Source organism: Nesterenkonia halophila (assembly GCF_009467795.1).
Classification (GTDB): Bacteria; Actinomycetota; Actinomycetes; order Actinomycetales; family Micrococcaceae; genus Nesterenkonia; species Nesterenkonia halobia.
This window is the reverse complement of sequence record NZ_WIAX01000001.1, coordinates 203,358-217,769: the sequence shown is the minus strand read 5'-3', so window position 1 is coordinate 217,769 and position 14,412 is coordinate 203,358. Positions and strand designations below refer to the sequence as shown.

Here is a 14,412-nt window from a genome sequence, read left to right as displayed (position 1 = left end):
TTCAGTGGACTCTGCCTCAGCACCGACCGACTCGCGAATGCCCAGCTCCCGCTCGCGCAGGACCGTGTAGATCCGGGCGATGTCGCGCTTGACGGCCTTCAGACGGCTGGAGTTCTCCAGCTGACCGGTGGCGGACTGGAAGCGAAGGTTGAACAGCTCCTCCTTGGCGCTGCGCAGCTGCTCGGCGAGGGACGAGTCGTCCATCGCGGAGAGCGTCTCAACCGTCAGATCCTTCGACCCAACTGCCATGGTCACTCACCACTCTCTCGGCTGATCACGCGTGCCTTCATCGGCAGCTTGTGGATTGCCAGACGAAGGGCCTCCTTGGCCACCTCGTCGCTGGCACCGGTCACGGTCAGCTCGAACATCACGCGTCCGGGCTTCACGTTGGCCACCCACCACTCGGGCGAGCCCTTGCCGGAGCCCATGCGGACCTCGGCCGGCTTCTTGGTCAGCGGGTGGTCCGGGTAGATGTTGATCCAGACCTTTCCGCCGCGCTTGATGTGGCGGGTCATGGCGATACGCGCAGACTCGATCTGGCGGTTCGTGACCCAGCCGTGGCCGAGGGCCTGGATGCCGTACTCGCCGAAGGCGAGCTCAGTGCCGCCCTTGGCGTGGCCGCGGCGCTTCGGCTTGTGCGGCTTGCGGTACTTGACTCGACGGGGCATCAGCATCAGCTCTGACCTCCTTCTGCTGCAGACTCGGAAGCAGCCGGCTGGGCTGCGGTCTCAGCGGGGGCCTGCTGGTCACGACTGCGGCCGCCGCGCCGACGACGCTCGCCGCCGCGGCCACCGCCGCCGCCGCGCCCGCCGCCGCGGCCCGAAGGCTGCGCGGCCTGCTGGGCGGCCAGCTCCTTGTCGGTCAGGTCGCCCTTGTAGACCCAGACCTTCACGCCGATGCGGCCGAAGGTGGTCTTGGCCTCGTGCTTGCCGAAGTCGATATTGGCCCGGAGGGTGTGCAGCGGCACGCGGCCCTCGCGGTAGAACTCGTTGCGCGACATCTCCGCACCGCCCAGACGGCCGGAGCACTGGATCCGGATGCCCTTCGCGCCCGACCGCATGGCCGAGGAGATGGACTTCTTCATCGCGCGGCGGAAGGCCACCCGGGCGGCCAGCTGCTCGGCGACGCCCTGGGCGATCAGCTGCGCATCGGTCTCGGGGTTCTTGACCTCGAGGATGTTCAGCTGGATCTGCTTGGCGGTCAGCTTCTCCAGCTGACCGCGGATCCGGTCCGCCTCGGCGCCGCGGCGGCCGATGACGATGCCCGGACGGGCGGTGTGGATGTCGACCCGGACGCGGTCGCGGGTGCGCTCGATCTCGACCTTGGAGATGCCGGCGCGCTCCACGCTCTTCGCCAGCAGCTCGCGGATCTGGACGTCTTCCTTCACGAAGTCCTTGTAGCGCTGACCCGCGGCGTTGGAGTCGGCGTACCAGTGGGAGACGTGGTCCGTCGTGACGCCCAGACGGAAACCATTGGGGTTGATCTTGTTACCCACTACTGATCCCCACCTTTCTCGTCCGCACCGACCACGACGGTCACGTGGCTGGTGCGCTTGTTGATGCGGTAGGCCCGACCCTGGGCGCGCGGGCGGAACCGCTTCATGGTCGGACCCTCGTCGACCCGGGCCTCGGTCACGACGTAGTCGTCCTCGTTGAACGCGACGCCGGCCTGGTCGGCGTGCTGGCGAGCGTTCGCCATCGCCGAGGCCAGAACCTTGTAGACCGGCTCGGAGGCTCCCTGCGGGGCGAACTGCAGGATCGCCAGCGCCTCGTTGGCCTGCTTGCCGCGGACAAGGTCGACGACGCGCCGGGCCTTCATAGGCGACACACGCAGATAGCGCGCAATTGCCTTGGCTTCCATTGCTTTCCTTCTCTCGTCTCTGGATCGAAGAGGCAGCGTGCTCATCCCCTCGGGGATCAGCGGCGCTTGCCCTTCTTGTCGTCCTTCACATGGCCGCGGAACGTGCGCGTCGTAGCGAACTCGCCGAGCTTGTGCCCGACCATCGACTCGGTGATGAACACCGGGATGTGCTTCCGGCCGTCGTGCACGGCGATGGTGTGGCCGAGCATGTCCGGGACGATCATCGAACGGCGGGACCAGGTCTTGATGACATTCTTGGTGCCCTTTTCGTTCTCAGCCTGCACCTTCAGGTACAGGTGCTGATCAACGAAGGGGCCCTTCTTCAAGCTGCGTGGCATGGCTCCAGGCTCCTATCGCTTGTTCTTCTTGGTACGACGGCGACGCACGATGAGCTTGTCGCTCTCCTTCTTCGGGCGCCGCGTGCGACCCTCGGGCATGCCGTTCGGGTTGACCGGGTGGCGGCCGCCGGAGGACTTGCCCTCGCCACCGCCGTGCGGGTGGTCGATCGGGTTCATCACGACGCCGCGGACGGTCGGACGGACGCCCTTCCAGCGACTGCGGCCGGCCTTGCCCCAGTTGATGTTGGACTGCTCGGCGTTGCCCACCTGGCCGACGGTGGCGCGGCAGCGCACGTCGACGTTGCGGACCTCGCCGGAGGGCAGCTTCAGCTGGGCGTGCTTGCCCTCGCGGGCCACCAGCTGGATGGAGGCGCCGGCCGAGCGGCCGAGCTTGGCCCCGCCGCCCGGACGCAGCTCCACGCCGTGCACGACGGTGCCCAGCGGGATGTTGCGCAGCGGCAGGTTGTTGCCCGGCTTGATGTCGGCGTTCGGGCCCGACTCGACGGCCGCGCCCTGGGCCAGCCGGCCCGGAGCCAGGATGTAGCGCTTCTCGCCGTCGGCGAAGTGCAGCAGCGCGATGCGGGCGGTGCGGTTCGGGTCGTACTCGATGTGAGCGACCTTCGCCGGCACGCCGTCCTTGTCCGACCGACGGAAGTCGATCAGCCGGTACTGGCGCTTGTGTCCGCCGCCCTTGTGGCGAGTGGTGATCTTGCCCGAGCTGTTGCGTCCGCCGGTCTTGCTCAGCGGGCGCAGCAGGGACTTCTCCGGGGTGTCCCGGGTGATCTCTGCGAAGTCGGCCACCGACGAGCCACGCTGGCCCGGGGTGGACGGCTTGAGGTTACGGATAGCCATGTTCTTCTTCCTCGATTAAGTGGTCTCCGCCTGCCCTGGTCAGGACAGCGGACCTCCGAAGATGTCAATGTTGCCCTCGCGGAGGCTCACCACGGCACGCTTGGTGTCGTTGCGCGAGCCCCAGCCGAAGCGAGTGCGCTTCCGCTTGCCCGGGCGGTTGTTGGTGTTCACCTTGTCGACGGTGACGCCGAAGATCTTCTCCACGGCGTACTTGATCTCCGACTTGGTGGCCTTCACCTCGACGAGGAAGGTGTACTTGCCCTCGTCGATCAGGCCGTAGGACTTCTCCGAGACGACCGGCGCGATGATGACGTCGCGCGGATCCTTGACGGTCGGGACGCTCACTTGGCCTCCTCCTTGTTCGCACCCTGGGCGTGGGCCAGGAACGCGTCGTAGCCGGCCTGGGTGAACACCAGGTCGTCGGAGACGACGACGTCGTAGGTGTTCAGCTGGTCGGCGTACAGCGTGTGGACGGACGGCAGGTTGCGGGTCGACAGCGCGGCGGCGTCGTCGCTGCGGTCGATCACGACCAGCCAGTTGCGGTTGCGGCCGCCCAGACCCTCCAGGGCCTGCTTCGCAGCCTTGGTGGAGGTGGACCCCACCAGGGCGTCGACCACGTGGACGCGGCCGGCGCGAGCACGGTCGGAGAGGACCCCGCGCAGCGCGGCGGCCTTCATCTTCTTCGGGACCTTCTTGCTGTAGTCCCGCGGGGTCGGGCCGTGCACGACGCCGCCGCCGATCATGTGCGGGGCGATCATCGAACCCTGGCGCGCCCGACCGGTGCCCTTCTGCCGGAACGGCTTGGTGCCGGTGCCGGAGACCTCGGAGCGGGTCTTCACCTTGTGGGTGCCCTGGCGAGCTGCGGCCTGCTGCGCGACGACGACCTGATGGATCAGTGCGACGTTGGTCTTGGCGTCGAAGACCTCGGCGGGGAGATCGACGGAAACCTTGTTGGCCATGAGGATCATGCTCCCTTCACTGCAGTGCGGACCAGGACGACCTGGCCGCGAGCACCGGGGACGGCGCCCTTGATGAGCAGCAGGTTCTTCTCGGCGTCCACGGCGTGGACGGTGAGGTTGTGCGTGGTGTGGCGGTTGTTGCCCATCCGGCCGGCCATGCGCACGCCCTTGAACACGCGGCCCGGAGTCGCGGCGCCGCCGATGGCGCCGGGCTTCCGGTGGTTCTTGTGCTGACCGTGGGAGGCGCCGACGCCGCCGAAGCCGTGACGCTTCATGACGCCTGCGAAGCCCTTGCCCTTGGTGCGGCCGACGACGTCGACCTTCTGGCCGGTCTCGAAGGATCCGACGGAGAGATCCTGGCCGGCCTCGTACTCGGAGGCGTCGCCGGTGCGGATCTCGACGAGGTGACGGCGCGGCGTCACGCCGGCCTTCTCGAAGTGACCGGCCAGCGGCTTGGTCACCTTGCGCGGATCGATCTGGCCGTAGCCGATCTGGACGGCCGAGTAGCCGTCGTTCTCCGCAGTGCGGATCTGGGTGATGACATTGGATTCGGCCTGGACGACAGTGACCGGCACGAGGTTGTTGTCCTCGTCCCAGACCTGGGTCATGCCGAGCTTCGTGCCCAGCAGTCCCTTGACGTTCAGTTCGACGCGGGAAATGTTGGTCATAGTTCTCTCAGCACCTCCCTGCTTCAGAGCTTGATCTCGATATTGACGTCTGCAGGCAGGTCGAGACGCATCAACGAGTCGACCGCCTTGGGGGTCGGGTCGACGATGTCGATGAGGCGCTTATGAGTGCGCATCTCGAAGTGCTCGCGGCTGTCCTTGTACTTGTGCGGCGACCGGATGACGGCGTACACGTTCTTCTCGGTCGGCAGCGGCACCGGGCCGACGACCGTCGCGCCGGCGCGCGTCACGGTGTCGACGATCTTCCGAGCCGAGCTGTCGATGACCTCGTGGTCGTACGACTTCAGCCGGATGCGGATTTTCTGTCCCGCCATGGCATCTGCCTCTTTCTGGTCACTGCTTCGTCATGTGGTCTCTCACAGCCCGCAGCGGCCCGACGCGCGCGTCGGCGAGAAGGCCTGGCCATGCGCCGGACAGGGACGTCCCGCGGCACTCCCCTTCTGCAGTTGCGGACTGCGCGCCGCCTCCCCTCGAGGAGGTGACGCACATCCCGATCAGGCCGAACCGCATCCGTCGCGCTCTCCGCGCTCCGCCACGGCTGCTCGCCCTGTCGGATATCCGACCCCCGCGGTCGGGCGTGTCGCTTTGATGAGCAGAACATCTGCGCACAGCGAGACACACCACGAGAGTCGGTCTCGATCTCGAATGGCCTTTCGCCCACTGCAGCGCGCCCGAGAATGGGCACGCCGGGACGTGATCGTCCGTGAGCAACTTGTCCATCCTGACAGATGCCCCCACGGATTGCAAACTGCTCGACGGGCGGCCGGCCCCGGCCGGACAGCACGAGAGCCCCCGGCGTCGCAGGGACGTCGGGGGCTCTCGTCGACTCCGGGGAGTTATCCGACCTCGCCCATCAGAGGCGGGCCGGGGCCTTCCCCGAGATCAGCAGATCCGAAGGCTCACTTCAGGACCTTGGTCACACGGCCGGAGCCCACGGTGCGGCCACCCTCGCGGATGGCGAAGCCGAGGCCCTCCTCCATGGCGATCTCCTGGATGAGCTCGACGGTCATCTCGGTGTTGTCGCCCGGCATGACCATCTCGGTGCCCTCCGGCAGCTCGATGACGCCGGTGACGTCGGTGGTCCGGAAGTAGAACTGCGGACGGTAGTTGGTGTAGAAGGGGTTGTGACGGCCGCCCTCGTCCTTGGACAGGATGTAGACGTTCGCCTCGAAGTTGGTGTGCGGGGTGATCGAGCCCGGGGCGGCCACGACCTGGCCGCGCTCGACGTCGTCACGCTTCACGCCGCGCAGCAGCAGACCGCAGTTCTCGCCGGCCCAGGCCTCGTCGAGCTGCTTGTGGAACATCTCGATGCCCGTGACCGTGGTCTTCTGCTTCGGGCGGATGCCGAGGATCTCGATCTCGGAGCTGATCTTCAGCGTGCCGCGCTCGGCGCGGCCGGTCACGACCGTGCCGCGGCCGGTGATCGTGAAGACGTCCTCGATCGGCATCAGGAACGGCTTGTCCTTGTCGCGCTCCGGCTCCGGGATGTACTCGTCGACCTGCTCCATGAGGTCCTCGACGGTCTTGACCCACTCGGCGTCGCCCTCGAGGGCCTTCAGCGCCGAGGTGCGGATGATCGGGGTGTCGTCGCCGTCGAAGTCCTGCTCGGACAGCAGCTCGCGGACCTCCATCTCGACCAGGTCCAGCAGCTCGGCGTCCTCGACCATGTCGGCCTTGTTGAGGGCGACGATCAGCGCCGGGACGCCGACCTGGCGGGCCAGGAGGACGTGCTCACGGGTCTGGGCCATCGGGCCGTCGGTGGCGGCGACCACGAGGATGGAGCCGTCCATCTGGGCGGCACCGGTGATCATGTTCTTCACGTAGTCAGCGTGGCCCGGAGCGTCGACGTGCGCGTAGTGGCGCTTCTCCGTCTGGTACTCCACGTGGGACACGTTGATGGTGATGCCGCGCTCGCGCTCCTCGGGAGCGTTGTCGATGCCGGCGAAGTCCTTCGCGTCGTTCAGCTCCGGGTACTTGTCGGCGAGCACCTTGGAGATGGCGGCGGTCAGGGTCGTCTTACCATGGTCGACGTGACCGATGGTGCCGATGTTCAGGTGCGGCTTGCTCCGCTCGAACTTTGCCTTGGCCACAGGTTCCTCCTAAGAACGTGTTCAGTCAGAAGACGTGCTATCAGCCGCACTGGTGCAAGGCTGAAACTCTCGCAAGTCTACTGGGGCGCATGGTATTCAGTGAAATTTCCGGAGACCTCACGGGCCGGTCGCGCCTGCCCCGTCAGGCGGCTGATCGGCGGGGACCGCTCCGGATCCGGCCCCGCCGGGAGCCCGCTCCCCCGCCCGCCGGACGGCCGACGGGGGAACGGGGCCTCGTGCTGCGCCGAGGACGATCGGTCAGACCGTCACTCGCCGCGGTTCTTCTCGATGATCTCCTCGGCCACGGCCTTCGGGACCTCGGCGTAGGCCTCGAAGGTCATGGTGAAGACGGCCCGGCCCTGAGTGCGCGAGCGGAGCTCGCCGATGTAGCCGAACATCTCCGACAGCGGGACCGTGGCCTGGATGACCTTCACGCCCGCGGCGTCGTCCATCTGGCCGATCTGGCCGCGCCGAGAGTTCAGGTCGCCGATGACGTCGCCCATGTACTCCTCGGGAGTGCGGACCTCGACGGCCATCGTCGGCTCGAGCAGCACCGGCTTCGCGCGGGTGACGCCCTCCTTGAAGGCCTGGGAGCCGGCAATCTTGAACGCCATCTCCGAAGAGTCGACGTCGTGGTACTGGCCGTCGTTCAGCGTGGCCTTCACACCGACCATCGGGTAGCCCGCGAGCACGCCCAGGCCCATCGCGTCCTGGATGCCGGCGTCGACCGACGGGATGTACTCGCGCGGGATGCGACCACCGGTCACGGCGTTGACGAACTCGTACATCTCGCCGTCGGAGGTGTCCAGCGGCTCGAAGTCGAGGATGACCTTGGCGAACTGGCCGGAGCCGCCGGTCTGCTTCTTGTGGGTGTACTCCACACCCTCGGCCTTCTTGCGGATGGTCTCGCGGTAGGCCACCTGCGGCTTGCCGACGTTGGCCTCGACCTTGAACTCGCGCTTCATGCGGTCGACCAGCACGTCGAGCTGGAGCTCGCCCATGCCGCCGATCTCGGTCTGGCCGGTGTCCTCGTTGCGGTTCACCGTGAAGGTCGGGTCCTCGGCCGCCAGCTTCTGGATGGCCGTGGAGAGCTTCTCCTGGTCATTCTTCGACTTCGGCTCGATGGCCAGCGTGATGACCGGCTCCGGGAAGGACATCGACTCGAGCACGATCGGCTCGCCCGGGTCCGCCAGCGTGTCGCCGGTGGTGGTGTCCTTCAGGCCCACCACGGCGTAGATGTTGCCCGCGGTGACCTCCTCGACCGGGTTCTCCTTGTTGGAGTGCATCTGGAACAGCTTGCCGATGCGCTCCTTCTTGCCGCGGGTGGTGTTGACCACCTGCGCGCCGTTGGTCAGCCGGCCGGAGTACACGCGGATGTAGGTCAGCTGGCCGAAGAACGGGTGCGCGGCGACCTTGAAGGCCAGCGCGGAGAACGGCTCGTCCTTGCTGGGCTTGCGGGTCAGGACCTTGTCCTCGTCGTTCGGCGCGTGGCCCTCCATCGCCGAGATGTCCAGCGGGCTCGGCAGGTAGTCGACGACGGCGTCCAGCATCGGCTGCACGCCGCGGTTCTTGAAGGCCGAGCCGCAGAAGACCGGGTAGGCTTCGCCGCCGACGGTGAGCTTGCGGATGCCCTTGGTGAGCTCCTCGAGGGTGAGCTCCTCACCGGCGAAGTACTTCTCCATGAGGTCCTCGTCGGCCTCGGCGACCGACTCGACGAGCTCGTCGCGGTACTGCTGGGCCCGCTCCTTGAGCTCCTCCGGGATCTCCCGGGTCTCGTACTCGGCGCCCAGGGTCACGTCACCCTTGGCGTCGCCGGGCCACACCAGCGCCTTCATGTGGACCAGGTCCACCACGCCGACGAAGTCGGACTCGGAGCCGATCGGCAGCTGCATCACCAGCGGCTTGGCGCCCAGGCGGGACTTGATGGTGTCGACGGTGAAGTAGAAGTCGGCACCGAGCTTGTCCATCTTGTTGACGAAGCAGATGCGCGGCACGTTGTACTTGTCGGCCTGGCGCCACACCGTCTCCGACTGCGGCTCCACACCCTCCTTGGCGTCGAACACCGCCACCGCGCCGTCGAGCACGCGCAGCGCACGCTCCACCTCGACGGTGAAGTCGACGTGGCCCGGGGTGTCGATGATGTTGATCTGGTTGTTCTCCCAGAAGCAGGTCACCGCGGCGGACGTGATCGTGATGCCGCGCTCCTTCTCCTGAGACATCCAGTCCGTCGTGGACGCACCGTCGTGGGTCTCCCCCAGCTTGTGGTTGAGGCCCGTGTAGAACAGCACACGTTCGGTCGTGGTGGTCTTACCGGCATCGATGTGCGCCATGATGCCGATGTTGCGGACCTTCTTCAGGTCACTGAGCACGTCTTGTGCCACGGTTGATCCCCTTGTCCTCTCAGGTCTCTCGATGGATGCTGCCGGTGAAGCGGTGACCCGCCGCCGACAAGCCTACGCGGCGCGGATGCGGGCGAGAAGCCTCCCGTCGGAGGTCGCCGCGGCGCCGCGCGGGCCGTCGATCACCAGCGGTAGTGGGCGAAGGCCTTGTTGGACTCGGCCATCTTGTGGGTGTCCTCACGGCGCTTGACCGCGGCACCCAGGCCGTTGGAGGCGTCCAGGATCTCGTTCATCAGCCGGTCGGTCATCGTCTTCTCACGACGGTCCTTGGAGTAGCCGACCAGCCAGCGCAGCGCCAGGGCGGTCGCACGGCCGGCCTTGACCTCGACGGGCACCTGGTAGGTGGCGCCGCCGACGCGGCGGGAGCGGACCTCGAGGGCCGGACGAATGTTGTCCATGGCCTTCTTCAGCACGGTGACGGCGTCCTCGCCGGTCTTGGTCGCGACGCCGGAGAGGGCGCCGTAGACGATCCGCTCGGCGGTGGACTTCTTGCCGTCGGTCAGCACCTTGTTGATCAGCTGCGTGACCAGCGGGGAGCCGTGGACGGGGTCCTGAGTGATGGGGCGCTTCGGCGCCGGTCCCTTGCGCGGCATTACTTCTTCTCCTTCTTCGCACCGTAGCGGCTGCGGGCCTGGCCTCGGCCCTTGACGCCCTGGGTGTCGAGGGCGCCGCGGACGATCTTGTACCGGACGCCGGGGAGGTCCTTCACCCGGCCGCCGCGCACGAGCACGATCGAGTGCTCCTGCAGGTTGTGCCCCTCGCCGGGGATGTAGGCGGAGACCTCCACGCCGCCGTTCAGCCGCACACGGGCGACCTTGCGGAGGGCGGAGTTCGGCTTCTTGGGCGTCGTGGTGTACACGCGGGTGCAGACACCGCGACGCATCGGGCTGCCCTGCAGCGCAGGGGTGGTGTTCTTGGTCGGCTTGGGGGCGCGCCCCTTGCGGACCAGCTGCTGAATAGTAGGCACTATGCGCTCTCCATACGTGGTTTCGGGCGTGACGGACCACGGCGGGCCGCCGTCCGGTCAGGCTGAGGGATGCTCACCATCCCGCGGGCGATCAGTTCTTCGCACAGTCCGCGGGAGGAGCCCCTGGGCGTGCAAAAATGTGGCATTCGTCGCGCAACGACCCCGCGACCCGGACCGAGTCCCTCTGCCACACAGAAACAATCGAGTCAACGATAGCAGGAGCCGCAGCGTTCCGCCCAATCCCCGGCATCCGACACGTCGCCTGCGCCCCGTCGGCGGGTCCGCGGACACGGCCGGGGCCCGGGGCGAGCAGGACGCTCGCCCCGGGCCCCGGCCGGGTCACGGGGTCGCCCCCGCGGTGCGACGACCGGTCAGCGGAAGTCGACCTCGGTGTTGTAGTCGTCCAGCGGGATGGCGTGGAACTCGCCCTCGCCCTCCGCGCCGGCGTAGTCGAAGCTCGTGCTGTAGAGGCTCGGGCCGCTGAACAGGCTGGCCTTGGCCTCCTCGGTGGGCTCGACCGTCGACTGGGTGTAGCGGTCCAGGCCGGTGCCGGCCGGGATCAGCTTGCCGATGATCACGTTCTCCTTCAGGCCCAGCAGCGGGTCGGACTTGCCCTCCATCGCCGCCTGGGTCAGCACCCGGGTGGTCTCCTGGAAGGAGGCCGCCGAGAGCCAGGAGTCGGTGGCCAGCGAGGCCTTGGTGATGCCCATCAGCTCGTCACGGCCCGACGCCGGCTGGTTGCCGACGGCCACGGCCTTCCGGTTCTCCGCGATGAAGCGGAACCGGTCGGTGAGCTCGCCGGGCAGCAGGGCGGTCCCGCCGGAGTCGATGACGGTGATCCGGCGCAGCATCTGCCGGACGATGACCTCCACGTGCTTGTCGTGGATGCCCACGCCCTGGGACTGGTAGACGTCCTGGACTTCGGAGACCAGGAACTTCTGCGCCGCCCGGGGTCCGAGCACGCGGAGCACCTGCTTCGGATCCACCGCACCGCCGACCAGCTGGGTGCCGACCTCGACGTGCTCGCCGTCGGAGACGAGCAGACGCGACCGGCGCAGCACCGGGTAGGCCTGCTCCTCCGAGCCGTCGTCGGGGGTCAGCACCAGGCGCAGCTGCTTGTCCGAGTCCTCCAGCCGCACACGGCCCGAGGATTCGGCGATCGGGGCCACACCCTTCGGGGTGCGGGCCTCGAAGAGCTCCTGGATTCGCGGCAGACCCTGCGTGATGTCGTCCGCCGAGGCGATGCCGCCGGTGTGGAACGTCCGCATGGTCAGCTGCGTGCCGGGCTCGCCGATGGACTGGGCGGCGATGATGCCGACGGCCTCGCCGATGTCCACCGTCTTGCCGGTGGCCAGTGAGCGGCCGTAGCACTGCGAGCAGGTGCCCACCGCCGACTCGCAGGTCAGCACCGAGCGGATCTTGACCTCGGTGATGCCGGCCTCGAAGAGCCGCTGGATGAGCACGTCGCCGACGTCGGAGCTGGCCGCGGCCAGCACGGTGCCCTCGGCGTCGACGACGTCGACGGCCAGCGTGCGGGCGTAGGCGGAGTTCTCCACGGCCTCGTGCATCCGCAGCTCGCCGTTCTCGTCGGCGACCGCGATCGGCACCGTCAGCCCGCGCGAGGTGCCGCAGTCGGCCTCGCGGACGATGACGTCCTGTGAGACGTCGACCAGACGACGCGTCAGGTAGCCGGAGTTCGCGGTCTTCAGCGCGGTGTCGGCCAGACCCTTGCGGGCGCCGTGGGTCGCGATGAAGTACTCCAGGACCGACAGGCCCTCCCGGTAGGAGGACTTGATCGGACGCGGGATGATCTCACCCTTCGGGTTGGTCACCAGACCGCGGATGCCGGCGATCTGCCGGACCTGCAGCCAGTTGCCTCGCGCCCCGGAGGTCACCATGCGGTTGATGGTGTTCAGCCGGTCCATGCCGTCCTTCATCGCCCCGGCGACCTCCTCGGTCGCCTTGGACCAGATCTCGGCGAGCTCGGCGTGACGCTCGTCGTCGCCGATCAGACCCATGTCGAACTGCGACTGGACCTTCGTGGCCTGATCCTCGTAGGCGTCCATCAGGCCCTGCTTGTCCATGTCGGAGGTGATGTCCGAGATGGCCACGGTGACGCCCGAACGCGTCGACCAGTAGAAGCCGGCGTCCTTCAGGTTGTCCAGGGTCTGGGCGGTGGCCACCGTGGGGTACCGCTCGGCGAGGTCGTTGATCAGCGAGGACAGCTGGCCCTTGTCGGCCACCGAGTCCTGCCACGGGTAGTCCGCCGGCAGCAGCTCGTTGAACTTGACCTTGCCCAGCGTGGTATCGATCGTGGCCGGCTCGCCCTCGGTCCAGCCCTCCGGCGCGGAGACCGCCTCGGAAGGCACGAAGCCCTCGACGCGGATCTTGGCCGGAGCGTTGAGGTGCAGCTCGTTCAGGTCGAAGGCCATCTGGGCCTCGCCGACGGAGGCGAAGGCGCGGCCGGCGCCGACCTCGTCCTCACGGACGGTGGTCAGGTGGTGCAGACCGATGATCATGTCCTGCGAGGGCAGGGCCACCGGACGGCCGTCCGAGGGCTTCAGGATGTTGTTCGAGGACAGCATCAGGACCCGCGCCTCAGCCTGAGCCTCGGGGCTCAGCGGCAGGTGCACCGCCATCTGGTCGCCGTCGAAGTCGGCGTTGAAGGCGGAGCAGACCAGCGGGTGCAGCTGCAGCGCCTTGCCTTCGACCAGCTTCGGCTCGAAGCCCTGGATGCCCAGGCGGTGGAGCGTGGGCGCACGGTTCAGCAGGACCGGGTGCTCGACGATGATCTCCTCGAGCACGTCCCAGACCTGGGAGCGCTGGCGCTCCACCATCCGCTTGGCCGACTTGATGTTCTGCGCGTGGTTGAGATCCACCAGCCGCTTCATCACGAAGGGCTTGAACAGCTCCAGCGCCATCTGCTTCGGCAGACCGCACTCGTGCAGCTGCAGCTGCGGGCCGACGACGATGACCGAACGGCCCGAGTAGTCGACGCGCTTGCCCAGCAGGTTCTGCCGGAAGCGGCCCTGCTTGCCCTTGAGCATGTCGGACAGCGACTTCAGCGGACGGTTGCCCGGCCCGGTGACCGGACGACCGCGGCGACCGTTGTCGAACAGCGAGTCGACGGCCTCCTGCAGCATCCGCTTCTCGTTGTTGACGATGATCTCCGGGGCGCCCAGGTCCAGCAGACGCTTCAGCCGGTTGTTGCGGTTGATCACGCGCCGGTACAGGTCATTCAGGTCGGAGGTCGCGAAGCGGCCGCCGTCGAGCTGGACCATCGGACGGATCTCCGGCGGGATCACCGGGACGGCGTCGATGACCATGCCCTGCGGCGAGGTGCCGGTGGCCAGGAAGGCGTTGAGCACCTTCAGGCGCTTCAGCGCACGGGTCTTCCGCTGGCCCTTGCCGGTGGCGATGATCTCGCGCAGCCGCTCGGCCTCGGCGTCCATGTCGAAGGTCTCCAGGCGCTTCTGGATGGACTCGGCGCCCATGTAGCCCTCGAAGTACTGGCCGTAGCGGGCGCGCAGCTCGCGGAAGAGCGCCTCGTCGCCCTCGAGGTCGGAGACTTTGAGGTTCTTGAACCGCTCCCAGACCTGCTCGAGCTGCTCGATCTCGCCGTCGGCGCGCTTGCGGATCTGCGCCATCTGCTTGTCGGCAGTCTCGCGGGCCTTCTTCTTCTCCGCGGCCTTCGCCCCCTCGGACTCCAGACGCTCCAGGTCGTCCTCGAGGTCCTTGGCGACGGCGGCGATGTCGGAGTCCCGCTGGTCGGCCAGGTGCTTGATCTCCTGGTCGTACTCGGCCTGCAGGTTCTGCAGGTCGTCGTGGCGGCGGTCCTCGTCGACCCAGGTGATCATGTAGGCGGCGAAGTAGATGACCTTCTCGAGGTCCTTCGGGGCGAGGTCCAGCAGGTAGCCCAGCCGGGAGGGCACGCCCTTGAAGTACCAGATGTGGGTCACCGGGGCGGCGAGCTGGATGTGGCCCATCCGCTCGCGGCGGACCTTGGCACGGGTCACCTCGACGCCGCAGCGCTCGCAGATGATGCCCTTGAAGCGCACGCGCTTGTACTTGCCGCAGTAGCACTCCCAGTCGCGGGAGGGGCCGAAGATCTTCTCGCAGAAGAGCCCGTCCTTCTCCGGCTTCAGAGTGCGGTAGTTGATGGTCTCAGGCTTCTTGACCTCGCCGTGCGACCAGCTGCGGATGTCGTCTCCGGTGGCCAGCCCGATGCGCATGGTGCCGAATGAGGATTCAGTGGACATAG

The 14,412-nt window shown here is 67.6% G+C and carries 15 protein-coding genes; all 15 read right to left on the bottom strand.

The features are described from left to right. On the bottom strand, positions 1–249 hold a 249-nt coding region (gene rpmC / locus GCL72_RS01055), incomplete at its 3' end, for a 50S ribosomal protein L29 (RefSeq protein WP_153142851.1). 2 nt (positions 250–251) lie between these two features. Further along, on the bottom strand, positions 252–674 hold the full coding sequence (gene rplP / locus GCL72_RS01050) for a 50S ribosomal protein L16 (protein ID WP_010524594.1): 423 nt from the start codon (positions 672–674) through the stop codon (positions 252–254). Then, the gene (gene rpsC, locus GCL72_RS01045) at positions 674–1,495 is read right to left on the bottom strand and encodes a 30S ribosomal protein S3 (protein WP_029514047.1); all 822 of its coding nucleotides are present in this window, start codon (positions 1,493–1,495) and stop codon (positions 674–676) included. The genes rplP and rpsC overlap by 1 nt, the downstream gene beginning before the upstream one ends. Beyond that, positions 1,495–1,860, bottom strand: a complete 366-nt coding sequence (gene rplV, locus GCL72_RS01040) for a 50S ribosomal protein L22 (protein ID WP_010524597.1) — start codon at positions 1,858–1,860, stop codon at positions 1,495–1,497. Before rplV ends, rpsC begins: the two co-directional genes overlap by 1 nt. A gap of 56 nt (positions 1,861–1,916) precedes the next feature. After that, positions 1,917–2,198, bottom strand: coding sequence for a 30S ribosomal protein S19 (gene rpsS, locus GCL72_RS01035; protein ID WP_153142850.1), 282 nt, complete (start codon positions 2,196–2,198; stop codon positions 1,917–1,919). Between the two features lie 12 nt (positions 2,199–2,210). Then, complete coding sequence (rplB, locus tag GCL72_RS01030) at positions 2,211–3,050, bottom strand: 50S ribosomal protein L2 (RefSeq protein ID WP_153142849.1); 840 nt, start codon at positions 3,048–3,050, stop codon at positions 2,211–2,213. Between the two features lie 39 nt (positions 3,051–3,089). Beyond that, the gene (gene rplW, locus GCL72_RS01025; protein WP_010524600.1) at positions 3,090–3,395 is read right to left on the bottom strand and encodes a 50S ribosomal protein L23; all 306 of its coding nucleotides are present in this window, start codon (positions 3,393–3,395) and stop codon (positions 3,090–3,092) included. Beyond that, on the bottom strand, positions 3,392–4,009 hold the full coding sequence (rplD, locus tag GCL72_RS01020) for a 50S ribosomal protein L4 (protein ID WP_153142848.1): 618 nt from the start codon (positions 4,007–4,009) through the stop codon (positions 3,392–3,394). The genes rplW and rplD overlap by 4 nt, the downstream gene beginning before the upstream one ends. Before the next feature lie 5 nt (positions 4,010–4,014). After that, the gene (gene rplC / locus GCL72_RS01015) at positions 4,015–4,677 is read right to left on the bottom strand and encodes a 50S ribosomal protein L3 (RefSeq protein WP_153142847.1); all 663 of its coding nucleotides are present in this window, start codon (positions 4,675–4,677) and stop codon (positions 4,015–4,017) included. Between the two features lie 23 nt (positions 4,678–4,700). Next, the gene (gene rpsJ / locus GCL72_RS01010) at positions 4,701–5,009 is read right to left on the bottom strand and encodes a 30S ribosomal protein S10 (RefSeq protein ID WP_010524603.1); all 309 of its coding nucleotides are present in this window, start codon (positions 5,007–5,009) and stop codon (positions 4,701–4,703) included. A 585-nt stretch (positions 5,010–5,594) separates the two neighbouring features. Then, positions 5,595–6,785, bottom strand: a complete 1,191-nt coding sequence (tuf, locus tag GCL72_RS01005; protein ID WP_153142846.1) for an elongation factor Tu — start codon at positions 6,783–6,785, stop codon at positions 5,595–5,597. Positions 6,786–7,051: 266 nt separating this feature from the next. Then, the gene (gene fusA, locus GCL72_RS01000) at positions 7,052–9,166 is read right to left on the bottom strand and encodes an elongation factor G (protein ID WP_153142845.1); all 2,115 of its coding nucleotides are present in this window, start codon (positions 9,164–9,166) and stop codon (positions 7,052–7,054) included. Positions 9,167–9,306: 140 nt separating this feature from the next. Continuing rightward, the gene (gene rpsG, locus GCL72_RS00995; RefSeq protein ID WP_153142844.1) at positions 9,307–9,777 is read right to left on the bottom strand and encodes a 30S ribosomal protein S7; all 471 of its coding nucleotides are present in this window, start codon (positions 9,775–9,777) and stop codon (positions 9,307–9,309) included. Further along, positions 9,777–10,151 carry a 30S ribosomal protein S12 gene (rpsL, locus tag GCL72_RS00990; RefSeq protein WP_153142843.1) on the bottom strand — a complete coding sequence of 125 codons (375 nt, stop codon included), beginning with the start codon at positions 10,149–10,151 and terminating at the stop codon, positions 9,777–9,779. The genes rpsG and rpsL overlap by 1 nt, the downstream gene beginning before the upstream one ends. A 371-nt stretch (positions 10,152–10,522) precedes the next feature. Next, positions 10,523–14,410: a DNA-directed RNA polymerase subunit beta' gene (locus tag GCL72_RS00985; protein ID WP_153142842.1), complete on the bottom strand. Its 3,888-nt coding sequence runs from the start codon at positions 14,408–14,410 to the stop codon at positions 10,523–10,525. Between the last annotated feature and the right edge of the window lie 2 nt (positions 14,411–14,412).